Origin of the sequence: Hydrogenophaga sp. NH-16 (assembly GCF_004006415.1) — a bacterium.
Classification (GTDB): domain Bacteria; phylum Pseudomonadota; class Gammaproteobacteria; order Burkholderiales; family Burkholderiaceae_C; genus Hydrogenophaga; species Hydrogenophaga pseudoflava.
In genome coordinates this window covers 2,854,414-2,876,727 of sequence record NZ_CP029344.1, presented here as the reverse complement: position 1 = coordinate 2,876,727, position 22,314 = coordinate 2,854,414, and the positions used below count along the sequence as shown (strand labels likewise).

The 22,314-nt window shown below is 63.7% G+C and carries 22 protein-coding genes; 12 read left to right on the top strand and 10 right to left on the bottom strand.

Going from position 1 to position 22,314, the window contains the following annotated elements; all coding sequences use genetic code 11:
• Window positions 1-18 precede the first annotated feature (18 nt).
• The 10 genes from DD542_RS13875 to DD542_RS23605 form a co-directional block, all read right to left on the bottom strand.
• A complete protein-coding gene (locus tag DD542_RS13875) occupies window positions 19-1,212 on the bottom strand; it encodes a CaiB/BaiF CoA-transferase family protein (RefSeq protein WP_127806069.1) in 1,194 nt (397 codons plus the stop codon).
• A gap of 23 nt (window positions 1,213-1,235) precedes the next feature.
• Complete coding sequence (locus tag DD542_RS13870; RefSeq protein WP_069047310.1) at window positions 1,236-2,843, bottom strand: carboxyl transferase domain-containing protein; 1,608 nt, start codon at window positions 2,841-2,843, stop codon at window positions 1,236-1,238.
• A 46-nt stretch (window positions 2,844-2,889) separates the two neighbouring features.
• Entirely contained in the window at window positions 2,890-4,029 is a 1,140-nt protein-coding gene (locus tag DD542_RS13865; RefSeq protein WP_127806068.1) for an acyl-CoA dehydrogenase family protein, read from the bottom strand.
• Window positions 4,030-4,037: 8 nt separating this feature from the next.
• Window positions 4,038-5,219, bottom strand: coding sequence for an acyl-CoA dehydrogenase family protein (locus DD542_RS13860; protein ID WP_127806067.1), 1,182 nt, complete (start codon window positions 5,217-5,219; stop codon window positions 4,038-4,040).
• 29 nt (window positions 5,220-5,248) lie between these two features.
• Window positions 5,249-6,076, bottom strand: a complete 828-nt coding sequence (locus tag DD542_RS13855; RefSeq protein WP_127806066.1) for an SDR family oxidoreductase — start codon at window positions 6,074-6,076, stop codon at window positions 5,249-5,251.
• A gap of 62 nt (window positions 6,077-6,138) precedes the next feature.
• A complete protein-coding gene (locus DD542_RS13850; RefSeq protein WP_008905419.1) occupies window positions 6,139-6,555 on the bottom strand; it encodes a MaoC family dehydratase in 417 nt (138 codons plus the stop codon).
• 10 nt (window positions 6,556-6,565) lie between these two features.
• Window positions 6,566-7,009 (bottom strand): MaoC family dehydratase N-terminal domain-containing protein, encoded by a 444-nt coding sequence (locus DD542_RS13845; protein WP_008905420.1) that lies wholly within the window; start codon window positions 7,007-7,009, stop codon window positions 6,566-6,568.
• Between the two features lie 33 nt (window positions 7,010-7,042).
• Window positions 7,043-8,227, bottom strand: coding sequence for a lipid-transfer protein (locus DD542_RS13840; RefSeq protein WP_008905421.1), 1,185 nt, complete (start codon window positions 8,225-8,227; stop codon window positions 7,043-7,045).
• A 71-nt stretch (window positions 8,228-8,298) separates the two neighbouring features.
• Window positions 8,299-8,541 carry a hypothetical protein gene (locus DD542_RS13835; RefSeq protein WP_127806065.1) on the bottom strand — a complete coding sequence of 81 codons (243 nt, stop codon included), beginning with the start codon at window positions 8,539-8,541 and terminating at the stop codon, window positions 8,299-8,301.
• Window positions 8,538-8,702, bottom strand: a complete 165-nt coding sequence (locus DD542_RS23605) for a hypothetical protein (RefSeq protein ID WP_008905423.1) — start codon at window positions 8,700-8,702, stop codon at window positions 8,538-8,540. The genes DD542_RS13835 and DD542_RS23605 overlap by 4 nt, the downstream gene beginning before the upstream one ends.
• 180 nt (window positions 8,703-8,882) lie before the next feature.
• Here DD542_RS23605 and DD542_RS13830 point away from each other — a divergent pair, with 180 nt between their 5' ends.
• The 12 genes from DD542_RS13830 to DD542_RS13775 all read left to right on the top strand — a co-directional run bounded on the left by DD542_RS13830 (window position 8,883) and on the right by DD542_RS13775 (window position 22,165).
• Window positions 8,883-10,061: an acyl-CoA dehydrogenase family protein gene (locus tag DD542_RS13830; RefSeq protein WP_127806064.1), complete on the top strand. Its 1,179-nt coding sequence runs from the start codon at window positions 8,883-8,885 to the stop codon at window positions 10,059-10,061.
• 59 nt (window positions 10,062-10,120) lie between these two features.
• Complete coding sequence (locus DD542_RS13825) at window positions 10,121-10,921, top strand: enoyl-CoA hydratase/isomerase family protein (protein WP_164868399.1); 801 nt, start codon at window positions 10,121-10,123, stop codon at window positions 10,919-10,921.
• Between the two features lie 34 nt (window positions 10,922-10,955).
• A complete protein-coding gene (locus DD542_RS13820) occupies window positions 10,956-12,203 on the top strand; it encodes a thiolase family protein (RefSeq protein ID WP_127806063.1) in 1,248 nt (415 codons plus the stop codon).
• Window positions 12,204-12,212: 9 nt separating this feature from the next.
• On the top strand, window positions 12,213-12,980 hold the full coding sequence (locus DD542_RS13815; protein ID WP_008905427.1) for an SDR family NAD(P)-dependent oxidoreductase: 768 nt from the start codon (window positions 12,213-12,215) through the stop codon (window positions 12,978-12,980).
• A gap of 31 nt (window positions 12,981-13,011) precedes the next feature.
• On the top strand, window positions 13,012-14,172 hold the full coding sequence (locus tag DD542_RS13810; RefSeq protein ID WP_127806062.1) for an acyl-CoA dehydrogenase family protein: 1,161 nt from the start codon (window positions 13,012-13,014) through the stop codon (window positions 14,170-14,172).
• A gap of 3 nt (window positions 14,173-14,175) precedes the next feature.
• Window positions 14,176-14,976, top strand: a complete 801-nt coding sequence (locus DD542_RS13805) for an ABC transporter ATP-binding protein (RefSeq protein WP_127806061.1) — start codon at window positions 14,176-14,178, stop codon at window positions 14,974-14,976.
• Complete coding sequence (locus DD542_RS13800) at window positions 14,973-16,925, top strand: AMP-binding protein (RefSeq protein ID WP_241559556.1); 1,953 nt, start codon at window positions 14,973-14,975, stop codon at window positions 16,923-16,925. Before DD542_RS13805 ends, DD542_RS13800 begins: the two co-directional genes overlap by 4 nt.
• A complete protein-coding gene (locus DD542_RS13795) occupies window positions 16,922-17,809 on the top strand; it encodes a branched-chain amino acid ABC transporter permease (protein ID WP_206610673.1) in 888 nt (295 codons plus the stop codon). The genes DD542_RS13800 and DD542_RS13795 overlap by 4 nt, the downstream gene beginning before the upstream one ends.
• Before the next feature lie 3 nt (window positions 17,810-17,812).
• On the top strand, window positions 17,813-18,865 hold the full coding sequence (locus tag DD542_RS13790) for a branched-chain amino acid ABC transporter permease (protein ID WP_008905432.1): 1,053 nt from the start codon (window positions 17,813-17,815) through the stop codon (window positions 18,863-18,865).
• A 68-nt stretch (window positions 18,866-18,933) separates the two neighbouring features.
• Entirely contained in the window at window positions 18,934-20,163 is a 1,230-nt protein-coding gene (locus tag DD542_RS13785; protein WP_127806060.1) for an ABC transporter substrate-binding protein, read from the top strand.
• Window positions 20,164-20,225: 62 nt separating this feature from the next.
• Window positions 20,226-21,017 (top strand): ABC transporter ATP-binding protein, encoded by a 792-nt coding sequence (locus tag DD542_RS13780; protein WP_164868398.1) that lies wholly within the window; start codon window positions 20,226-20,228, stop codon window positions 21,015-21,017.
• 47 nt (window positions 21,018-21,064) lie between these two features.
• On the top strand, window positions 21,065-22,165 hold the full coding sequence (locus tag DD542_RS13775) for a CaiB/BaiF CoA-transferase family protein (protein WP_008905435.1): 1,101 nt from the start codon (window positions 21,065-21,067) through the stop codon (window positions 22,163-22,165).
• Window positions 22,166-22,314: the final 149 nt, after the last annotated feature.

Below are 22,314 nucleotides of genomic sequence, written 5' to 3'. Positions count from 1 at the left end.
GGATGTCGGCCTTGTCATTCAATCGACGACGCGTTGCTGTCGCAGCGCCGCCAGTTCATTGGCATGCAGGCCCAGTGCCGTCAACACCTCGTCGGTGTTCCCGCCCAGCACTGGCGGCGGCGGGCCGCTGCGCCCGCGACGGCCCTGCGAACTGATGGGCAGGCCCATCGTCTGGTGTTGCGGTGCGCCCGGCAGCGGCAGCGCGCCCAGCATGCCGACCGCTTGCACCTGTTCGTGCGCCAGCATCTGGGCCACGTCGTGCATCTCGCTGCAGGGCGCACCGGCCGCGCGCAGCGCCGCCACGCAGTCGGCGGTGCTGCGCTGCCGGGTGCGCGCTTCCAGCGCGTCGTGCAGCGCCTCGCGGTGGCCGATGCGCGCCGACATGTCGATGAAGCGCGGGTCCTGCGCCAGCTCTGGGCAAGCCAGCGCGCTGCAGATGCGGCCGAACAGCCGGTCGTTGGCCGCGGCGATGAAGACCTTGCCGTCGGCACTGTCGAAGAGCTCGTAGGGCGCCATCATCGCCATGGCCGAACCCATCTTGCGCGGTAGGCGCTGGGTGGCCAGGTAGTTCGCCACCGGCACCGTCATCCACGACAGCCCGGTCTCGAGCAGGCTGGCGTGCACGCGCATGCCTTCGCCCGTTGTGGCGCGGCGCAGCAGCGCGGCCAGGATGGCCATCGTGGCCCACATGCCGGTGCCCATGTCGATGAGCGACACGCCGACGCGCGCCGGCTCGTCACCTTCGTGGCCGCTGACGCTCATGATGCCGGTGAAGGCCTGCATCAGCGGGTCGTAGCCGGGCAGCGCGCGCATCGTGCCGACCTCGCCGAAGGCGCTGATCGCGCAGTACACGAGGCGCGGATTGGTCGGTCGCAGGTGTTCGTCGCCGAGGCCGCGCGCTTCGGCGCTGCCGGGCTTGAGCGAATGCACCAGCACGTCGGCACCGGCCGCCAGGCGCGCAACCAGCTGCTGGCCGGCCGCGCTGTCGAGGTCGATGCAGACGCTCTTCTTGTTGCGGTTCAGCGCCACGAAGCCGGTCGAGACGCCGGCCACTTCGGGCGGTTTCCACTGGCGCGCATCGTCGCCGCTGCCGGGGCGTTCGATCTTGATAACCTCGGCGCCGAGGTCGCCGAGGGTCTGGGTGCAAAACGGGCCGGCCACGTTTTGGGTCAGGTCGAGCACGCGGCAGCCGGAGAGAATGGCGTCGAGCATGTTCAATTCGGTGGGCCAAAGGATTACATGCGGAACACGCCGAAGTGCGTGTCGCGCGCCGGCACGCGGCCCGCCAGCTCCAGCAGCAAAGCCATGGTGTCGCGTGTTTCCAGCGGGTCAATCACCATGTCGCACCACAGGTTGGAGGCGTAGTTGTAGGGACTGGAAAAGCTCTCGAACTGCTCGCGTATCGGTTGCTTGAATTGCTCGCGTTCTTCGTCGCTCCAGCTAGTGCCCTCGCGCCGGTGGATGTTCTCGCGCACCAGGCCCAGGGTGGTGGCGGCCTGCTCTGGGCCCATCAGCGCGGCGCGGCCGGTAGGCCACATCATCATCACGTTGGGCTTGAACGGGCGCCCGCACATCGCCAAGTAGGCCGCCGCGTACGAGCCTCCGGTGATCAGCGTGTAGCGCGGCACGTTGGCCGAGGCCATGGCCGTCATGAACTTGGCGCCGTGCTTGGCAATGCCCTGCTGCTCCACGGCTTTGCCGACCATGAAGCCCGACACATCGGCCATGAACAGCAGCGGAATGTCGCGCTGGCAGCACAACTCAATGAAGTGCGCGCCCTTGAGCGCGCTCTCGGAGAAGATCACGCCGTTGTTGGCCAGAATGCCGATCTGAAAGCCCTTGATGCGAGCAAAGCCGCAGATCATGGTGTCGCCGTACAGGGGTTTGAACTCCTGCAGGTCACTGTCGTCGATCAACCGCAGCAGCACTTCGCGGTTGTCGGTCGGATGCCGGTTGTCGGCGCTGACAATGCCGTAGATCTCGCGCGGGTCATGGCGCGGCGGCAGCGGCGGCACCACGTCCCAGCGCTGCTTGGCTGCGGTACCGAGGTTGGCCACGATGCCGCGCACGATGGCGATGGCATGGCCATCGTTCTCGGCCAGGTGGTCAGTGACGCCGCTGATGCGGCTGTGCATCTCGCCGCCGCCCAGGGTTTCAATGTCAACCTCTTCCTTGGTGGCGGCGTACACCAGCTCGGGCCCGGCGAGGAACATCGCACCCTGGTTGCGCACGATCACCGCCTCGTCGCACAGCGCCGGGAGATAGGCGCCGCCGGCGGTAGACGGCCCGTGCACGGTCGCGATCTGGGTGATGCCCTCGGCCGACATGCGGATCTGGTTGTAGAAAATGGAGCCGAACTGGCCGTCGTCGGGGAAAATATGCGCCTGCTCCGGCAGGTTGGCGCCGCCCGACTGGACCATGGTGATGCACGGCAGCCGGTGCTGCCAGGCGAACATCTGGGCCCGCACATGCTTTTTAGCGGTGATGCCGTAGTAGGTGCCGCCCTTGACCGTGGCATCGTGGATCATCAGCATGCAGGCGCGCCCGCACACCAGCCCCACGCCGGTGATGATGCTGCCGCCCGGCGGCACGCCCTCGTACAGGCCGTCGCCGGCAAGCTGCCCGAACTCGAGGAAGGGCGAGCCGGGGTCGAGTACGGCAGCCAGGCGCTCGCGCGGCAGCAATTGCTTGCGCTTCTTGTGCAGCAGGCGCGCCTTTTCGGGGCCGCCGATCAGGGCACGTGCGCGGCGTTCATGCAAGTCGTCAATGCGCAGCTCATAGGCTTCGCGGTTTCGCTGAAATTCGGGCGAGTTCGGCGTGGCGGTGGATGTCATCAAGCTCATTTAGGCAGCCCTTCCAGTGACTCGGTATGGGTCGGTCATCAGGCAATCAGGCCACCGCACGCAGCGTCGCAAAGCGCTGCAGGTGGTGGTCGGTGCTGCCCAACAGGTTGCAAAAGAGCGTCAGGCGGCGAAAGTAATGGCCGATGTCCAGCTCCTCGGTCATGCCCACGCCGCCGTGCAACTGCACCGCTTGCTGTGCCACGAAGCGGGCGCGCTCACCAATGGCGGCCTTGGCGGCCGAGACGGCGCGCGAACGGGTGGCCGCGTCGGGGTGCTCGGCATGCAGGGCCGCCATCAGCACCAGGGAGCGGCTGGCCTCGACCGCGGCGAACATGTCGACCAGCCGGTGCTGGATGACCTGGAAGCTGGCAATCGGCACGTCAAATTGTTTGCGCGTGCTGACGTATTCGCCAGTTTTGCGCAACAGCGCGCCCATGGCACCCAGGGCGTCGGCGCAGGCGGCAACAATGCCAAGATCAACCAGGTGCTCAAGCAGCCCCAGGCCCTCGCCTTCCGTGCCCAGCAGTGCGTCGGCCCCGAGCACGACCTGTTCCAGTATCAGATCACCGGCGCGACTGCCGTCGTAGGACCGGTAGCCCGCCACCTGCACGCCCGGCGTTTTGGCATCGACCAGAAACAGGCTGATGCCCTGGCGCTCGTCCGCTGCGCCCGAGGTTCTGGCGACGACCACGAAGCCATCGGCCCAAGGGGCGCCCAGCACGCCGCTCTTGCGACCCGACAGCAGCCAGCCACCGTCCTTGGCCGTGGCACGCGTGATCACATAGCTGAGTTCATGACGGGCATCGGCCTCGCCGTGCGCCAATGCGAGTATCCGCTGGCCGGACGCGAGCCCGGGCAGCCAGGCCGCCTGCTGCGCAGCACTGCCCGCGCGCGTCAGCGCCTGCGCGCCCAGCACCGTGCTGGCCAGGTAGGGCTCGACCACCAGCGCAGCCCCCATCGCCTCGGCGATCTGGATCAACTCGACCACGCCGCCAAAGCCGCCATGCGCCTCGGGCAGCCCGAGCCCAAGCCAGCCGAATTCGCCGAATCGCTGCCAGTGCTCCCGGCTCATGCCGGACGCTGACGCAACGATCTGGTTGCGGGCATCGAAACGGTATTCGGTGCGCAGAAATTTCTGTGCCGCGTCGCGCAGCATCTTTTGTTCTTCGGAGAGATCAAAGTTCATGACGATCCTTAGCGCGTGCCGCCGGCCAGCAGCATCTTGGCCAATACATTCTTTTGCACCTCGTCGCTGCCGCCGTAAATCGTGGCAGCGCGCGAGAAACAGTAGTGCGGCATTGCATGGGCATGGCGTCCGCTGCCAAACTCGCCGCCGTCATGCCAGGGCCAGGCTTGCTCGGCGGCGATCTCGACGCCCAACTCGGCCAAGGTCTGTTGCACCGCCGTGCCCATGGTCTTGAGCAGCGAGGATTCCGGCCCCGGCGCCTTGCCCGAGGCGGTGGCGGCCAGCACGCGGAAGTTGGTGTATTCGAGCGCCATCAGTTCGATCTCGGCGCGCGCCAGCTTGAGCCGCATCGCCGCGTCCTCCATCAGCGGTTGGCCACCCGAGCGGCGCTCGGCGGCGGCCACGCGCAGGTTGGACAGGTGCGCCTTGCAGTCGGCCACGCCGGCAATGCTGGTGCGCTCGTGTGTGAGCAGGTACTTGGCAATGTCCCAGCCCTGACCTTCGCGACCCACCAGATTACTCTTGGGCACGCGCACATCGGTCAGAAAAACCTGGTTCAGGTGGTGTTCGCCGTCGATCGATACAATAGGTTTGACATCGATGCCGGGGCGGTCCATCTCGATCAGTAGGAAGGAAATGCCCTCTTGCTTTTTGCCGCTGTTGGCGGTGCGCACCAGGCAGAACATGTGCGTGGCCCAGTGCGCGTAGGTGGTCCAGATCTTGGAGCCGTTGATGACGTAATCATCGCCATCGGCCACGGCCGTGGTCTTCAGGCTGGCCAGGTCGGAGCCGGCGCCGGGCTCAGAATAGCCCTGGCACCACCAGTCCTCGCAGCGGCGGATGCGCGGCAGGTACTGCGCCTTTTGCTCTGGCGTGCCGAAGGCAATCAGCACCGGTCCGAGCATGATGACGCCCATCGACAGCCCCACCGGCGCGCTGGCCGCCGCGCGCTCCAGGTCGAAAATGTAGCGCTGCGTCGGCGTCCAGCCCGGCCCTCCATGCTCCTTGGGCCAGCCGGTGACCAGCCAGCCCTGGCTATCGAGTCGGCGCTGCCATTGAACGATGTCGTTCTTCTGCAGCATCTCTCCGGTGACGGCCTTGCGCTTGAGATCGGACGGTGTGTGGGCTTTGAACCAGGCGCGAACCTCTTGCTGGAACGCCATGTCTTCCGGGCTGAAATCGATGTCCATCGTGGGCCTTTCTGCGTTCGGCTTGCGCTTTAGATCGAGATGCCGCCGCCGCAGATCAGCGTCTGTCCGCTGACGTAGTTCGACTCGGGAATGCACAGCAGGTAGACCGACCCGGCTGCCTCCTCGGGCGTGCCGCCGCGACCCAACGGAATGGTGCGCTCCATCATTTCCAGCAGCTCGGGGTTGACGCCGACCTTGATCTTGCGACCCTCGACGTCGATGGAGGCATCGCCACTGGCTGGTGCCTCGGTCAGCCGCGTCTTGATCATGCCAAAAGCAACGGCGTTGACGTTCACCTTGTAGCGACCCCACTCCTTGGACAGCGCCTTGGTCAGACCAATGATGCCGGCCTTGCCCGCCGAGTAGTTGGCCTGACCGGCGTTGCCACCGGTGCCGGCGATGGACGAAATGTTGACCACCTTGCGAAACACCTCCTGCCCCGCTTCGGCTTCCTTGCGCGAGGCGACGCGGATGAACTCCGAAGCAGCGCGCAAAATCTTGAACGGCGCGGTCAGATGCACGTCGATGATCGCGTTCCATTGCTCGTCCGTCATCTTCTGAACCACGTTGTCCCAGGTGTAGCCGGCGTTGTTGATGATGATGTCCAGGCCGCCGAAGCCGTCGATCGCGGTCTTGACGAACTTTTCAGCGAAGCCGTCGGCAGTGACGCTGCCGGCACAAGCCAGCGCCATGCCGCCAGCGGCCTTGATGTCGGCCACGGTCTGCTCGGCCGGGCCGGCGTCCAGGTCATTGACGACCACCTTGGCGCCTTCGCTGGCGAGTTTCATGGCGATGGCGCGGCCGATGCCGCGACCCGATCCGGAGACGATGGCAACTTTGCCTTCAAGTGTTTTCATGGTGTGTCCTTGCTTGTGATTAAAAGGAAATAAATAGAAAGTCGGGCCGCCAAACGGAGGCCTCAGTTCAAGGCAACCAGTGCCTCGCCGGCCAGCGTGATTTCGCCTGTCGCCTTCGTCGCGCTGATTTGAACGCGCACGCAGGGCCGACCTGCATGCTCAATCTTTTCAAGCACCTTGCCCGTGCAGCGTATGCGGTCGCCGAGGTGGGTCATGGCCGCGAAGCGAACGCCATAGCTGAGGAGCTGGCGCTGCGGCACCCATTCGGTGAGCGCACGCCCGAGGTAGGCCATCGACAACATACCCTGCGCGAACACATCCTTCATACCCGCGCTGCGGGCGAAGTCGATGTCGATGTGGATCGGGTTGTGGTCACCCGACGCACCGGCGAACAGTGCCAGTGTGGTGCGGCTGATCGGTGGCAATTCCAGTACAGGCATTTCGTCACCAACATCCAGGATTTTTACTTGAGTGTTCATGAATAGTCCTTCAGGCGTGGCGCACGACGACCACCGAATGCAGGTCAGAGACATGCTCGCCGAGCTGATTGGTGACTTTCGTGTCGTTGACGACAAACTCGAGCGCGCCGCCCTTCTTGTCGTAGATGTCGGTGACGCGGGTCTGGAAGCGCAGCGTGTCGCCAGCGCACACCGGGGCGTGGTAGTCAATGCGTTGCTCGCCGTGCAAGACCTTGCGCAAGTCGATCTTGAGCGTGTCGAGCAACGTCATCAACACCCCCGAATCGCTCTCGGCGCCAAAGATGAAGGTCGGTGGTGCCACGACGTTGCGGTAGCCAGCGGCCTGGGCGGCGCTCGCGTCGAAGTAGATCGGGTCGGTGGCACCGATCACCTCGGCGAAAAAGCGGATGCGCCCCTTCTCCACATCCCACAGCGTGGGCGGCACCTCGTAACCGATGAATTGCTTGTCAATCATGGGACTCCAGCTTCTGGTTTGCTGCGCCTGCGCTCAGCCGGCCTGGTAAAGCGTGACGACGCAAGCGCCGCCCAGCCCGAGGTTGTGCTGCAAGGCCACACGCGCACCCTTGACCTGGCGTTGCTCCGCCGTGCCGCGCAGTTGATGGGTCAGCTCGAAACATTGCGCCAGGCCGGTCGCGCCCAGCGGATGACCTTTCGACAACAGGCCGCCCGACGGGTTGGTCACCACCTTGCCGCCATAGGTGTTGTCGCCATCGAGCACGAACTTCTCCGCGCCGCCCTCCGGGCACAGGCCCAACGCCTCGTAGGTGATCAGTTCGTTCTGCGCGAAGCAGTCGTGCAGCTCAACCACGTTCACGTCCTGCGGGCCGATGCCGGCCTGCTTGTAGACCTTTTGCGCCGCATCGCGCGCCATGTCGAAGCCGACCACGCGCATCATGTCGTGCGACTCGAAGGTGCTGGGGAAATCGGTCGTCATTGCCTGGGCGGTAATCGACACGCGGGTGTCGAGCCCATGCTTTTTGGCGAAGGCTTCGGAGCAAATCACCGCAGCAGCGGCGCCGCAGGTCGGCGGGCAAGCCATCAGGCGGGTCATCACGCCCTCCCACAGCATCGGTGCGTTCATCACGTCATCGACCGAGACCTCCTTGCGAAACAGCGCCAGCGGGTTGTTGGCGGCATGGCGGCTGGCCTTGGCGCGAATGCTGGCAAAGGTCGCCAGTTGGGTGCCGTACTTGTCCATGTGCGCCTTGCCGGCACCGCCGAAGTAGCGAATGGCCAGCGGGATTTCCGGATGACCCACAAGCTCGGCGGTGGCCCGGTCAAACTCCTCGAACGGTGTCGGCCGGTCCTCGAACTGGGCCTTGATGGCTCCGGCGGCCATCTGCTCGAAGCCCAGGGCCAGCACGCACTCGGCGGCACCGCTTTCGACCGCCTGGCGCGCCAGGAACAGCGCCGACGAGCCGGTGGAGCAATTGTTGTTGACGTTGACGATGGGGATGCCACTCATGCCCACCGGGTAGAGCGCCCGCTGGCCGCAGGTGGAATCGCCATACACATAGCCCACATAGGCTTGCTGGATCATGGGGTATTCGACGCGCGCATCGGCCATGGCCTGGCGCACCGCCTTTTCTCCCATCACGTGATAGGGCTCGCTGGCCCCCGGTTTGGTGAACGGGATCATGCCCACACCGGCAACAATAACTTTCTGGTTCATCGCACTGACTCCTTGGGTTGAAATGTTTCGATCGCAACGTTTTCGACTCGGACACCGGGAGGCCGACGGCCTCAGCCGCCCTTGTCCGCGTTGGCATACTCGGTTTTGAGGTCCTTCTTGAGGATCTTGTTGGCCGCACTGATTGGCAGCGAGCTTCGGAAGTGAATCCGCTTCGCCGCCTCGAAGCCGGGCAGGCGGCCACGACAGAACTCGAAGATGACCGTATGTTTTTCTCCGGTTGCCTTCACCGCGCGGCGCAAGTTGTCGCCCACGTTCTGGCGGCGCAGCAGGTTCATCCCGAGTTCGTGGGTCAAGGCTGTTTCCTTAGGTCGAAGCGTCGTTTGTCACTGATGAAGGGTCGCGCCGCGAGCGGCGTGATCCGATAGGTGTCCCGGGTGAATGCGGCACGGGTGACCACCTGCTTGAGCAACAGGTCGGCCCCCGCCAATGAATCCGCACCGATTCCGCCTCCCATGGCCGAAGTCTCCAGATCTCTGGCACTTCAGGTGAGCGCCTACAACGAATCCTACCTAACGCTTGACAGTTTGGCAATCCCTCATTAAATTCGCGCAAACCCAAAGAGACCTCGTCCCCGCAGCTTGGGCGCGCGCCGTGACACCTTGACCCGCAGCCCACGCATTGATAGGCATCCTTTATGTCCACGCCTCGCAGTTTTGCCCTCTCCGCCGACGACCGTGCCGTGCTCGAAGCCGCCGACAAGTTCGCGCGCAAGGAATTCGTGCCACTCGCGCGCCGCATGGACGACGAGGAGTGGTGGCCATCTGATATCTTTCAGAGAATTGGAGCGGCTGGCTTCATGGGGGCCACCGTGCCTGCCGAGCATGGTGGCGCGGGCATGGACCTGTTCAGCTCGGGCCTGATCTGCCAGGCCTTTGCGCGCTGGAACCCCGCCATCGCCTTGTCCTGGGCGGCGCACGACAACCTGTGCGTCAACAACATCTACCGCAACGCCAACGAGGCGCAGCGCCGCCAATACCTGCCCGATCTGTGCAACGGCACAAAAATCGGCGCGCTCGGCCTGACCGAACCCGGCGCCGGCTCGGATGCGCTGGGCGCGATGCGCACCAGCGCGCGCCGCGAGGGCGACCTCTACATCCTCAACGGCACCAAGATCTACATCACCAACGGCCCGGTGGCCGACGTGCTGCTGGTTTACGCCAAGACCGCGCCGGAGTTGGGTGCCAAGGGCATTTCGGCCTTCATCGTCGAGAAGAATTTCCCCGGCTTCAAGGTGGCTCAAAAGCTCATCAAGATGGGTTTTCGCGGCAGCCAGACCGGCGAGCTGGTGTTCGACAACTGCCGCGTGCCGGCAGCCAACCTGGTGGGCAAGGAAAACGAAGGCGTCAAAATCGTCATGAGCGGGCTCGATCTGGAGCGCGCGCTGGTGGCTGGCTTGTGCGTGGGCATCTGCGAACGTGCGCTCGAATTGAGCGTCGAGTACGCCAGGACGCGCGTGCAGTTCGGCAAACCCATCGGCAGCTTCCAGATGGTGCAGGCCATGCTGGCCGAGATGTACACCGAGATCGAAGCCATGAAAACCCTGGTCTGGCGCACCCTGGCCGAGGTCAATGATCTGGAGGTGGGCGGCGGAGGCCGCGGCGATGTGCACAAGCTCACCGCAGCGTCCATCCTCTACGCCGGCGAAGCCTGCAACCGGGTGCTCAACAAGGCCGTACAAGTGCATGGCGGTAGCGGCTACATCTGGGAGTCCGAGATCAACCGGCTGTTCCGTTGCATCAAGATCCTCGAAATCGGTGCAGGCACATCCGAGGTGCGCAAGATGATCATCGCCGAAGAGCTGCTGCGCGGTTGATTCCCCAAACCCGCATGGCAAGCGCAGCTGACCACCACACAAACAAGCAGGCCTTGAAGATGCAACCCTCGTTGACCATCCGCTTTGAGCAACGTGGCGCCGTGGCGTGGATCACGCTGAACCGGCCCGATGCGATGAATGCCCTGTCGGAGTCAATGTGCGCCGAATTGCGCAATGCGACCGAGCGTTGCGAGCGTGACCCGGCCATCCGCGTCATCGTGCTGACCGGTGCGGGCCGAGCCTTCTGCGCAGGCGCCGACCTCAAAGGTGTGTTCGAGAGCAGCGCTGGCGACCCCGGCCCAAGCGACCCGATGGGCGAGTTTCTCGATCTTGTCGGCGGCATGATGGATCGGCTGCGCGTTTGCCCCAAACCCACCATCGCCGCGCTGAATGGCCTGACGATGGCCGGCGGGCTGGAATTGGCCATGGCCTGCGACCTCATCGTCGCCGCCGAAAGTGCCCGCATCGGCGATGCGCATGCCAACTTCGGCGTGTTTCCGGGCGCGGGCGGCGCGGCGATCCTGCCACGGCGCATCGGCGCCACCGCCGCCAAATACCTGCTGTTCACCGGCGACACCATGCCCGCGCGCGAACTGGTTCCGTTGGGCCTGGTGAACCGCGTGGTGCCGGATGCCGAGCTGGCGTCCGAGGTCGAAAAAATCGCCTTGCGTATCGCCAGCAAGAGCCCGTTGGTGCTGCGCCGCATGAAACAGGTCGTGGCCGATGGGCTGGAGCAGCCACAGGCTTCGGCACTGCGGCTGGAGCGCCTGGTGCTCGACGCGCACCGCCATTCGCACGACATACAAGAGGGCCTCGCGGCTTTCGTCGGCAAGCGCACACCCGATTTCAAGGGCTACTGATTTCACACCGCTTCTTCTGAATGGACGCATTACCATGACCAACCCGCAAGCCGCCGTTTACATAGTCGGCGTCGGCATGACGCCGACCGGCAAGTTTCTTGACCGCGATATCAAGCAACTGACCGCCGCTGCCGTGAACGCCGCGCTGGCCGATGCCGGACTGTCCATCAGCGACATCCAGTCGGCCTACTTTTCCAACGCAACACAGGGCGCACTCGAAGGCCAGACCATGATCCGTGGCCAGGTTGTGTTGCGTTCGATGGGCTTCGAGTCCATCCCGATTTTCAACATCGAGAACGCCTGCGCCAGTGCCAGTTCGGCTTTCAACCTGGCGGTGCAGTATGTGCGCTCGGGGGCAGGAGAGATAGCGCTGGCCATTGGTGCCGAGAAAATGTTTTGCGCCGACAAAGCCAAAATGTTCAGCGTTTTCGATGGTGCCTGGGACGTGGCCACGGTCGAGGATAACAAACGCAGGCTGCTGCAAATGGGGCACGGTATTGAGCCACCGGAAGGGTCCATGTCCAAGGCGCCCTACAGCCTGTTCATGGACATCTACGCCGCCTTTGCTCGCTTTCACATGCGCGAGTTCGGCACCACGCAGCGACAAATTGCCGCCGTGTCCGCCAAGAACCACGGCCATTCGGTGCACAACCCGCTGGCGCAATACCGCAACGCCTACACCATTGAAGAGGTGCTGGCCGCGCCGCCGATCACCTACCCATTGACGCTTCCGATGTGCGCACCCATCAGCGACGGGGCTGCTGCGGTCGTCGTGTGTTCCGAAGCAGCATTGGCGCGTCTGGCCAACCGCGGGCGCGCCATCAAGGTGCTGGCATCAATCATTGCCACCGGCAGCAACCGCCTCCCTGAAAACCTGGATCAACACATCACCGTCAAGGCATCCAAACAAGCCTACGAACTCGCTGGCGTCGGCCCGCAAGACATTTCGCTGGCCGAAGTCCACGATGCCACGGCCATTGGCGAAATCGTACAGAGTGAGAACCTTGGCTTCTGTGCGTTCGGCGAAGGCGGGCCGCTCGCCGAGAGCGGCGGCACCACGATTGGTGGACGCATCCCGATCAACACCTCGGGTGGACTGGAGTCCAAAGGGCACCCGATCGGCGCCACCGGGCTGGGTCAGCTGCATGAACTGGTCGTGCAGTTGCGCGGCGAAGCGGGGGCTCGCCAGGTGCAAGGGGCCCGCCTTGCCATCGCAGAAAACGGTGGGGGCCTGTTCGGAATTGAAGAAGCCGTGGCCGCCATCACCATCCTCGGTCGCTGAAGGACAAAAATGATTCTGCATGACAAGGTGGCCATCATCACAGGTGGTGCTTCAGGCTTGGGGCGCGCGGTGGCTGATGCGCTCGCCGCAGGCGGCGCACGGGTGTCATTGTTCGACCGCGACAGCGAGCGTGGTGTACAGGCAGCCACCGAACTGGGTTCTGCCGCCATGTTCGAGCAGGTAGATGTCACCAGTGAGTCACAGGTGCAGGCGGGCATCGACGCAACCCTGGCCCGTTTTGGCGCCATTCACATTTGCATCAACTGCGCTGGCGTGCCCGACGCAGCCAAGACCGTGGCCGATGGAAAACCCTTTCCCCTGGCACTGTGGGACAAGGTGATTGCCGTCAACCTGACCGGCACGTTCAACGTGCTGCGCCTGGCCGCCGTGGCGATGGCGCGCAATGAGCCTGAGGGTGATGAGCGCGGCGTCATCATCAACCTGTCGTCCGGTGCCGCACAGGACGGCCAGATGGGACAGGCGGCCTACGCCGCCAGCAAGGCCGGGGTGATCGGCCTCACGCTGCCAGTGGCACGGGACCTGGCCGATCTGGGGATCCGCTGCGTAGCGGTTGCGCCTGGCTTGTTCGAAACGCCAATGGTCGCGGGCCTGCCAAAGAAAGTCGCGCAGGCCATTGTTGACCGCATGATTCTGTTCCCCCGCCGCATGGGCCAAGCCAGCGAGCTGGCCCACCTGGTGCGCTCCATCGTCGAGAACCCTTACATCAACGCCACCTGTCTCCACATTGATGCCGGCGCACGCATGAGCTCACGCTGAACGAAATCAACACCACACAAAGACCACAATCATGAACTTTCTCCCGACCGAAGAGCAACGCATGGCCGTCGAAGGCTTCACTCGCTTCCTCGAAACCGAGCTGCGCCCCATCGTTGAACGCTACCAGCCCGACAAGCTGATCGAAAAAGAGCTGATGCTGGAGATATTTCAAAAGATGCTGCCCTACGGCATGGGCGGCAACGGCATCATTGCCGAGGAATATGGCGGCATGGGCATGCCCTGGCTGACCTATGCACTGATGTACGAGCAGCTCGCGCGCATTTCCGGCGACGTGGCCATCTCGCTGCTGATCCAGCAGCTCGGCGCTTACTCGCTACAGGTGTGCACCAACACCGCCATGCGCGAAAAATACCTGCCGCGCATGGTCCGCGCCGAAATCATTGCCTGCAGCGGCATCAGTGAGCCCGGGGTCGGATCCAACGTGGCTGAAGTCACCTGCCGCGCCCAACGCGATGGTGACCACTACATTGTCACCGGTGAAAAAACCTGGATCTCCAACGGCCACTACTCCGACTTTTGCATGGTCATCGTGCGCACCTCACAAGAAGGTTCGGGCGCCATCTCGATGATCCTGGTGGACCGCGCCGAACACGGCTACGAAAGCCGCAACATCGACAAGCTGGGGCTCAACAGCACGTCAACCGCACAACTGTTCTTCGACGGCGCGCGCGTACCGGCCGAGAACATGATGATTGAACCCGGCACCGGTCTGAAGAACACCATGGTGCTGTTCGAGAAGGCGCGTCCCATGGTCGGCATGACTTCGATCGGTATCGCCCAGGCGGCACTCGACAAGGCGGTGGCCTATTCGAAGGAACGCCGCCAGCATGGCAAGCCGATCGGTGGTCATCAATTGATCCAGGGCATGCTGGCCGAGGCGGCCACCGAACTCGACGCCGCGCGATTGCTGGTCTACCGCGCGTTCAACCTGATCGACCATGGCGTGCGCAGCGAGGTGCAAAGCGCCATGGCCAAGTGGTACGCGACCGAGATGGCGGTCAACGTCGCGTCGAAAGCATTGCAGATTCATGGCGGCAACGGCATCACCAAAGACTTCGGCGTTGAACTGTTGTTCAGAAACGCCCGCATGATGCCGATTCCCGACGGCACCACCGAAATCCAGAAACTCATCATTGGCCGCGCCCTGACCGGTATCAACGCCTTCTCCTAACCCATGACCTCTAACTCCTTGAATAGCCCGTCCAGCGAGGCTTCGGTGCTGCAGGCGCGGGACATCACCTTGCGCTTTGGCGGTGTCACCGCGCTGGCCGAGGTCGCCATCGATGTGCGTGACAACGAGCTGCTGGCCATCATTGGACCCAACGGTGCAGGCAAGAGCTCGCTGATGAATGTGCTCAGCGGCTTTTACCTGCCGCAACAAGGCAGCGTGCACTACCGTGGTCAAAACATCAAAGGCCGCGCGGTGCATGAGATCGCGCGCGATGGTGTGGTGCGCACTTTTCAGGGCACCCATTTGTTCTCCAACATGAGCGTGATCGACAACATCCTGGTCGGCCGCTACAGCCAGATGCGATCAAATCTGGCACAGGCATTTCTCTACTTTCCCTGGACCCAGCGTGAAGAAACCCTGCACCGGGAAGCGGTCGAGGAAATCATCGACTTCCTTGAAATTGAAAACATCCGCCACCAGCCGGTAGGCGCACTCGGCTACGGTCTTCGCAAGCGCGTTGACCTGGGCCGTGCGTTGGCGATGGAACCCAAGGTGCTGCTAATGGATGAACCGATGGCCGGTATGAACACCGAAGAAAAAGAAGACCTGGCCCGCTTCATCATCGATGTGCGCGAGGCCAAGCGCATCCCAGTGGTGCTGGTGGAGCACGACATGGGGGTGGTCATGGATCTGGCTGACCGCGTGGCGGTGCTCGACTTCGGCCGCAAGATCGCCGACGGCACGCCGGCACAGGTGCAGGCCGACCCGGCCGTGATCCAGGCCTACCTGGGAGCTGCGGCATGAGCGCGACCTACCCCACCCCGGAAGTCGTCATGACCCTGCCGCAGAAGTTGTTCGCCCACGCCCGGGAACATCCGCAACTGCTGGCGCAGCGCGTCAAGCGCAAAGGTATGTGGCGCTGCCATACATGGGCCGACGTGTTTGATCGCACGCGCAGCATTGCGCTTGGCGCGGCGGCGCAGGGCCTGCAGCGCGGCGATACCGCGATCGTGATCGGCGAGAACGAACCCGAGCATTACTGGGCGCTGTTTGCGGCCCAGTCACTGGGCGCCAAAACCGTGTCGGTCTACCCAGATGCCACCGTCGACGAATTGCATTACCTGTGCGAGGATTCAAAGGCCCGTTTCATCTTCGCGCAGGATCAGGAGCAGGTTGACAAGGCGCTCGCGCTGCTGGAGCCGCTGCCTGATATCCAGGGCATCGCCTACTGGGACAACTCGGGCATGTGGTCGTACCGGCATCCGCTGCTGCAATCCTTTGATGACCTGACCGCTGAAGGTCGGCGTCAGCACGAGAAGCACCCGCTGCGCTTCGAACGTGAAGTCAACGCCGGCCAGGCGGACGATCTGGCGCTACTGACCTACACCTCCGGCACCACCAGCAAGCCCAAGGGCGTGATGATCAGCCACCGTTGGCTGATGGACAACGCGATGCGAATGAAGAGTTCGTTGCCGATACAACCCGGCATGGAATATTTGTCTTACACGCCGCTGGCCTGGATCACCGAGCAGTTGCTGGGCGTGACCCTCGGGCTGATCACGCCCCTGGTGGTCAACTTCCCGGAGGGCCCCGACCAGGTCTTGCCCAACCTGCGCGAACTTGCGCCACACATCGTGCTGTTCGGACCGCGTCAGTGGGAAAACATCGCCGCCACCATCGAGGCGCGCATGCTCGCCGCGAGCTGGATGGCACGGGGCATCTACCGCTGGGGCATTCGCATCGGCCACGACGTGCATGTGGCGCGGCTCGAAGGGCGCACGGCACCGTGGCTGTCGCGCCTGCTGCTGCCGGTGGCCGAAGCGCTGGCCCTGCGTCCGGTGCGCGATCAGTTCGGCTTTGTTCGCAGCGACGTCGCGGTTTCAGGCGGCACCGCCATGGCGCCCGACGTGTTTCGTTTGTTTCACGCCATGGGCGTCCATTTGCGCAATATTTATGGCTGCTCGGAGTTTGGTCTGATTGCTGGCCACCGCGGCGAGCGCTACGACCTCGAAACCGTGGGCCCGCTGCTGGATGTGGACCCAGCCTTCGGCGCGCCGCTGGAATCGCGCATCGAGGACAACGGCGAGCTGCTGCTGCGCGGCGGCACCGGCTTTCTCGGCTACTGGGGCAAGCCCGACAAAACCGCCAGCATCCAGCGCGATGGCTGGTACGTCAGCGGTGACGCAGTGCGCAAGACCGAGCGCGGAGAACTCGTGTACCTCGACCGCGTGGAACACCTGGTCAAACTCGCCAGCGGTCACTCGTATCCCCCGCAGTTCATCGAGACGCGTTTGCGCTTTTCGCCCTTCATCAAGGATGTGATGGTGCTGGGCGACACCACCCGGCCTTGGGTTGGAGCGCTGATCAACATCGACATGGCGGTGACCAGCCGCTGGGCCGAGGAGCGGCGCATTGCATTCTCCACCTTCACCGACCTGTCGCAGCGGCCCGAGGTGCGGCAACTGGTGCAGGGCGAAATCCGCCGCATCAACAAACTGCTGCCCGAGAGCTCGCGGGTGGTGCGTTTCGCCAATTTTCCGAAGGAGCTCGACCCCGACGAAGGCGAACTCACCCGCACGCGCAAGCTGCGCCGAGAGTTTCTCGAGGTGCGCTATGGAGCGCTGATTGACGGACTGTATGCAGGTGTCGCCGACATTGCCTGCGAAATAGCCGTGACCTACCAGGACGGCCGCCAAGGCGCGTTGCGCGCAACCGTGGTGGCCACCGACATTGAAGGAACACACACCCCATGATCATCGAATTCATCAACTACACCATCAACGGCGCGCTGCTCGGCCTGCTGTATTCGCTGGTGGCCATGGGCTTTGTCGTCATCTACCGCGCCAGCAAGGTCTTCAACATGGCGATCGGCGAGATGATCGTGCTGGGCGCCTTCCTGCTGTGGTGGGCGATCCAGTCGCGCGGCATGCATCCGGCGCTGGGCATCGCCGTTGCACTGGGCATTTCGGTGCTGATCGGGCTGGCGATTGAAAGGCTGCTGTTCAGGCGGCTGATTGGCGAGTCGGTGTTCTCGATGATCATGGTCACCATCGGGCTGCTGATCCTGATGCGCGGCCTGGTGCTGGTGATTTGGGGTCCGCAGGAGCGCCAGTTCCCCGCCATCTTTCCCCTCACGCCCATCATCTTGGGCGAGATGATCATCCCGCGCTCGCTCGCCATTGGTGGCCTCATCGCGGTGCTGGCGGCGGTGGCGCTGCACTGGTTTTTCAACCGCAGCCGCACCGGACTGGCGATGTCGGCGGTGGCCGAGGACCACCAGATCGCTCTGGCCATGGGCATCAGCGTGCGCCGCTCCATCGCCTTCGCCTGGGCGCTGGGCGGTGTGCTGTCGGTCATCACTTCGATGGTCTACCTGAGCGGCAAGTCGCTGACATTCCTGTCCTCCGAAATCGGCTTCGCCGCCCTGCCGGTGGCCCTGCTGGCAGGGCTCGAATCCATCGGCGGCCTGCTGCTGGCGGGCATCATCGTCGGGGTCGTGCAGGGACTGACCGCCGCCTACATCGACCCGCTGATCGGTGGCAGTGCCGCTGCCGTCGTCCCCTATATCTTCATGCTGGTGGTGCTGGTTGTTCGTCCGACCGGCATGTTCGGCTGGAAACGCATTGAAAGAGTCTGACCCATGGATCCATCCGGCATTTTTTCCACCAGCTATGCGCGCGACCGCGCGCTGATCCGCACGCGCGCCCAGTGGGTCACCCTGGCGCTGTTCATTGTCATTCTGCTGATCCTCCCCTGGTTCGCCTCGGAGCGTCTGGTAGCCGTAGCCAACCTGATGCTGGTCACGTCCATCGTGGTGGTCGGGCTGCAAATCACCACCGGCTACGCCGGGCAGATCAACCTGGGCCAGGCTGCCTTCATGGGGGTCGGTGCCTACGCCGCCAGTGTGGTCGAGGTCAAGGCCGGGCTGCCGTTCTGGGTGGCGGTGCCGGTTGCCGGCCTGGTGGCTGCGCTGGCCGGTTGGCTGTTCGGCATGACAGCGAAACGCATCAAGGGTTTCTACCTCGCACTGACCACCATCGCGGCCCAGTTCATCTTTCACTTCGTTGTCCTGAACCTGCCCTCATCCTGGCTCGGCGGCGTCAATGGTTTCAGCCTGGAGCCTGCGAGGCTGGGCACATTTTTGTTCAACACCGACCGTTCTCTGTATTACCTGTTTCTTGTCGTCACCATGGTGATGGTATTCGGCGCTTTCGGCATCCTGCGCAGCCGCCACGGGCGCGCCTTCGTCGCCGTGCGCGACGACGATGTGGCCGCCGGCATGATGGGCATCGACGTGGCCGGCGCCAAGTCGCGCGCCTTTGTGCTCGGCGCTTTTTACGCTGGCATCGGCGGTGCCCTGTGGGCCTACCAGGTGCGCTTCGTCTCGGTCGACCAGTTCACGCTGTTCAACTCGATCTGGTTCATTGCCATGATGATCGTCGGCGGGCTCGGTTCGATCGTCGGGGCACTGATCGGCACCGTGCTCATCCGGGGCGTCCAAGAAGTCATCACCAGTCTGGGCCCCGACCTGGTCGAGCGAATTCCCAGCCTGAGCAGCGACCTGATCTTCGCCAGCATGAATGTGTTTCTCGGCCTCATCATCACGCTGTTCCTGCTGCTTGAACCGAAAGGCCTGATGCACCGCTGGAACATCCTGAAAGCCAACTACCGGCTCTGGCCGTTTCACCACTGAGCCCGCCCGGCACAGCGAGTCGCAATTCCCCCCGCCCCTTTTCCTCACCACCACCACTGGAGACAAGCATGCAACGCAAAACCTTTCTGAAACTCACGACCGCCCTGGCCACTGGCCTGCTGCTGAACGCGCCCGCCCACGCGCAAACGACGACGATCAACGTGGCCGCCTTTGCCGACTTCGCCGGCCCCTACGCCAACGTCATGCCACAGATGCAAGGCGGGCGACTCGCCGTGATCGAGTGGTGGAACAAGGAAGTCGGTAGCAAGCTCAACGTGCAGATCGTCGTCAAAACCTTCGACACGCGCTACGACGTGGCTCAAACCGCCAGCCTGTGGCCCGGCATCAAGGCCGAAGTCAAACCCGCGCTCCTGCTCGGCCTCGGCGGCCCGGATGCCGCCGCGCTGCAGCAGCGCTTGCCGGAAGACAAGATCCCCATGCTCATGAGCACCGCCACCTACGGCTTCGGATGGAAACCCAACCAATGGGCCCTGAACCTGCGCCCCACCTACGCCCATGAGGCGGGCGGATTCCTGGAATGGTTCCGCACCACCAAACTCGATGGCAAGCGCCCTGTCAAGGTGGCGATCATCACCTCCGAAGCCACACCCGCCTATGCCGACATGGCCAAGGGCCTGCAAAGCTTCACCAAAGCCAACCCCGACAAGGCCACCTTCGTCGAGGCGGTCTGGACCGAAGTGCAACCGGCCGACGTGACCCTGGCAGTGCGTCGCCTGGTCAACGCTGGCACCGACGTGATCGTGATCCAGACCAACACCGCGCAGGCCGTGGCCACCAAGCGTGCGCTGCAGGCGCTGGGTAAAAACGTCCCGATCATGCTCTCGCTGCACAACGGCTTGGTGGGATCATCCAAGGCACTGGGCGACCCGAACGGCTTTGCCGGTGATTTCGAGGTGGGTGCCATCGCCGATGCCAGCGAAAGTGACTCGACCGCACGCCAGTTCTACAGCATGTTGCAGGAAAAGCACGGCCTGAAATCGACCTGGAATGCCATGACCATCATGGGTCTTGGACAAACCATCGTGGCCGTGCGCGCGATTGAAGCCACCATCAAGGCCAAGGGCGCCGGCAAAGTCACCGGTGAATCCGTGCGCGAGACCTTGATGAACAGCCAGTTCACCAGCAACGACCTGATGGGCATACTGCCAGGCGCGGACTTCAGCAACGACAACCCCTTCCCCACCGGCACCGCCAAGGTCAACATCGTGACCATGAAGGACGGCAAGGTCGTTCGGGCGGCGGGCGATGTGGCCGTCCCAATGGTGCCCAAATGGTGAATTCAGCCCTTGCTGCAGCACCGGATCAACGGACCACGCCCCATGCGGCCGCCAATCCGGCGGTGCTGACGCTGTCCAACGTCGAGGTGCTGTATGCCGAGGTGATCCTGGCGCTCAAGGGCGTGTCGATGCAGGTCCCCGAAGGCGGATGTGTGGCGCTGCTGGGCGCCAACGGCGCAGGCAAGAGCACCACCCTCAAGGCCATCTCCGGCGTCATTGACTCGGAAGATGGCCGCGTCTCAGGGGGGGCGATCACCTTCGACGGCCGACCGATTCAGGGGCACAACCCGGCGACCGTGGTGCGCGGTGGTCTGGTTCACGTGATGGAAGGCCGGCGCGTGCTGCAGCACATGACGGTCGAGCAAAACCTCATCATCGGCGGCCACATGTTTCCATCGGCGCAGGCGATGCGCCGGGCGATGGACAGCGTGTACGAAGCGATTCCGCGCCTGGCCGACCTGCGAAAACGCACGGCCGGTTATCTGTCGGGCGGCGAGCAGCAAATGCTGGTGATCGGGCGCGCGATCATGGCCGAGCCGAAACTCATGCTGATCGACGAGCCGTCACTCGGGCTGGCGCCGCGCATGGTCGAGGAAGTCTTCAGCGTGCTGCGTCACCTGCGTGAGCAGGGGCTGTCGCTGCTCATCGTCGAACAAAACACACGCGTGGCCCTGGAGATCGCCGACTATGGTTATGTCATGGAGAGCGGTCGCATCGTGCTGGAGGGGCAGGCCCAGGAACTGCGCGACAACGAGGACGTGCGCGAGTTCTATCTCGGCCTCGATCGCGAGGGGGTGCGCAAGAGCTTTCGCGAGGTCAAGCACTACAAGCGGCGCAAGCGCTGGCTGGGGTAACAGACGGATGGCTGGTGGTTCTAATTCAGTTTCAGGAGTAACGACAAATGAGTGGTCCCTTGCAGGGGTTGAAAGTGATCGAGTTCGGCGGCATCGGCCCCGGACCGTTCTGCGCGATGATGCTGTCCGACATGGGTGCGGACGTGATCCGCCTGGACCGCAAGGCCGACAAGGGCAAAGACCGCGGGGAAGGCGCCTTCCTGGCCAGTGGTCGGCGCAGCGTGCTGCACCGCGGCCGGCGTTCGGTGGCGGTCGATCTGAAGTCGCCCGCAGACGTACAGCGGGTGCTGGAGCTGGTCGACGGGGCCGACGCGATCATCGAGGGTTTTCGCCCGGGCGTGATGGAGCGGCTGGGATTGGGCCCGGACGTGCTGCTGGCACGCCACCCGCGACTCGTCTACGGACGCATGACCGGCTGGGGTCAGGACGGCCCGCTCGCGCAGGCCGCCGGGCATGACATCAACTACATTGCGCTGTCGGGCGCGCTCAGCATGATTGGCCGCTCGGACGGCGGGCCAGTAGCGCCGCCGGCGATGGTTGGCGACCTGGGCGGCGGCGGCATGATTCTAGCCTTTGGCATCGTTTGCGCTTTGCTTGAAGCGCGCTCCTCTGGCCATGGTCAGGTGGTCGATGCTGCGATCACCGACGGCGCTGCGCTGCTGACCTCCATCGTCTGCGACCTCAAGGCGCTGGGAATGTGGAAGAATGAGCGGCAGGCCAACCTGTTGGATGGCGGATCGCATTTCTACGACACCTATGAGTGCGCTGACGGGAAATGGATCTCGATCGCATCACTGGAACCCCAATTCTATGTGCTGCTGCTGGAGAAGCTGGGCATCAGCGATCCCGAGTTTCAACGGCAACGCGATCCGGCCGTCTGGCCGACACTCAAACGCCAGGTCACCGACATCTTCCGCACCCAGCCGAGCACGCACTGGTGTGCGTTGCTGGAAGGGACCGACGTGTGCTTTGCGCCGGTGCTGACTCTGGAAGAGGCTGCACATCATCCACACAACAGCGCGCGCGGCACTTTCTTTGAGCGAGACGGCGTGCTCCAACCTTCGCCGGCACCAAGGTTCAGCCGGACGGTGACTGATCGCCCAGGCCCCGCACCGTTCATTGGCGAACACGACGACGAACTCTTGTAGTCGAAGAATGGTGGGGGCTGGGGAAAATGGACCACAGGCATTCGACGCAGTTTCAGCCCGACCAAATCGAACGCATCAACCGCGAGCTGAAAATCCTTCCGCCGCCCGATGATCATTTGCATTGAGCGGCAGTGCTTTGCCGGGCGGTC

What these genes read in the sequence shown, in the direction of transcription:
- DD542_RS13840 (WP_008905421.1), bottom strand. Translation starts at nt 8,227, where the DNA reads ATGAACCAGAAAGTTATTGTTGCCGGTGTGGGCATGATCCCGTTCACC.
- DD542_RS13800 (WP_241559556.1), top strand. Translation starts at nt 14,973, where the DNA reads ATGAGCGCGACCTACCCCACCCCGGAAGTCGTCATGACCCTGCCGCAG.
- DD542_RS23605 (WP_008905423.1), bottom strand. Translation starts at nt 8,702, where the DNA reads ATGGGAGGCGGAATCGGTGCGGATTCATTGGCGGGGGCCGACCTGTTG.
- DD542_RS13855 (WP_127806066.1), bottom strand. Translation starts at nt 6,076, where the DNA reads ATGAAAACACTTGAAGGCAAAGTTGCCATCGTCTCCGGATCGGGTCGC.
- DD542_RS13815 (WP_008905427.1), top strand. Translation starts at nt 12,213, where the DNA reads ATGATTCTGCATGACAAGGTGGCCATCATCACAGGTGGTGCTTCAGGC.
- DD542_RS13810 (WP_127806062.1), top strand. Translation starts at nt 13,012, where the DNA reads ATGAACTTTCTCCCGACCGAAGAGCAACGCATGGCCGTCGAAGGCTTC.
- DD542_RS13870 (WP_069047310.1), bottom strand. Translation starts at nt 2,843, where the DNA reads ATGAGCTTGATGACATCCACCGCCACGCCGAACTCGCCCGAATTTCAG.
- DD542_RS13785 (WP_127806060.1), top strand. Translation starts at nt 18,934, where the DNA reads ATGCAACGCAAAACCTTTCTGAAACTCACGACCGCCCTGGCCACTGGC.
- DD542_RS13860 (WP_127806067.1), bottom strand. Translation starts at nt 5,219, where the DNA reads ATGGACATCGATTTCAGCCCGGAAGACATGGCGTTCCAGCAAGAGGTT.
- DD542_RS13805 (WP_127806061.1), top strand. Translation starts at nt 14,176, where the DNA reads ATGACCTCTAACTCCTTGAATAGCCCGTCCAGCGAGGCTTCGGTGCTG.
- DD542_RS13820 (WP_127806063.1), top strand. Translation starts at nt 10,956, where the DNA reads ATGACCAACCCGCAAGCCGCCGTTTACATAGTCGGCGTCGGCATGACG.
- DD542_RS13825 (WP_164868399.1), top strand. Translation starts at nt 10,121, where the DNA reads ATGCAACCCTCGTTGACCATCCGCTTTGAGCAACGTGGCGCCGTGGCG.
- DD542_RS13865 (WP_127806068.1), bottom strand. Translation starts at nt 4,029, where the DNA reads ATGAACTTTGATCTCTCCGAAGAACAAAAGATGCTGCGCGACGCGGCA.
- DD542_RS13775 (WP_008905435.1), top strand. Translation starts at nt 21,065, where the DNA reads ATGAGTGGTCCCTTGCAGGGGTTGAAAGTGATCGAGTTCGGCGGCATC.
- DD542_RS13830 (WP_127806064.1), top strand. Translation starts at nt 8,883, where the DNA reads ATGTCCACGCCTCGCAGTTTTGCCCTCTCCGCCGACGACCGTGCCGTG.
- DD542_RS13795 (WP_206610673.1), top strand. Translation starts at nt 16,922, where the DNA reads ATGATCATCGAATTCATCAACTACACCATCAACGGCGCGCTGCTCGGC.
- DD542_RS13850 (WP_008905419.1), bottom strand. Translation starts at nt 6,555, where the DNA reads ATGAACACTCAAGTAAAAATCCTGGATGTTGGTGACGAAATGCCTGTA.
- DD542_RS13845 (WP_008905420.1), bottom strand. Translation starts at nt 7,009, where the DNA reads ATGATTGACAAGCAATTCATCGGTTACGAGGTGCCGCCCACGCTGTGG.
- DD542_RS13875 (WP_127806069.1), bottom strand. Translation starts at nt 1,212, where the DNA reads ATGCTCGACGCCATTCTCTCCGGCTGCCGCGTGCTCGACCTGACCCAA.
- DD542_RS13790 (WP_008905432.1), top strand. Translation starts at nt 17,813, where the DNA reads ATGGATCCATCCGGCATTTTTTCCACCAGCTATGCGCGCGACCGCGCG.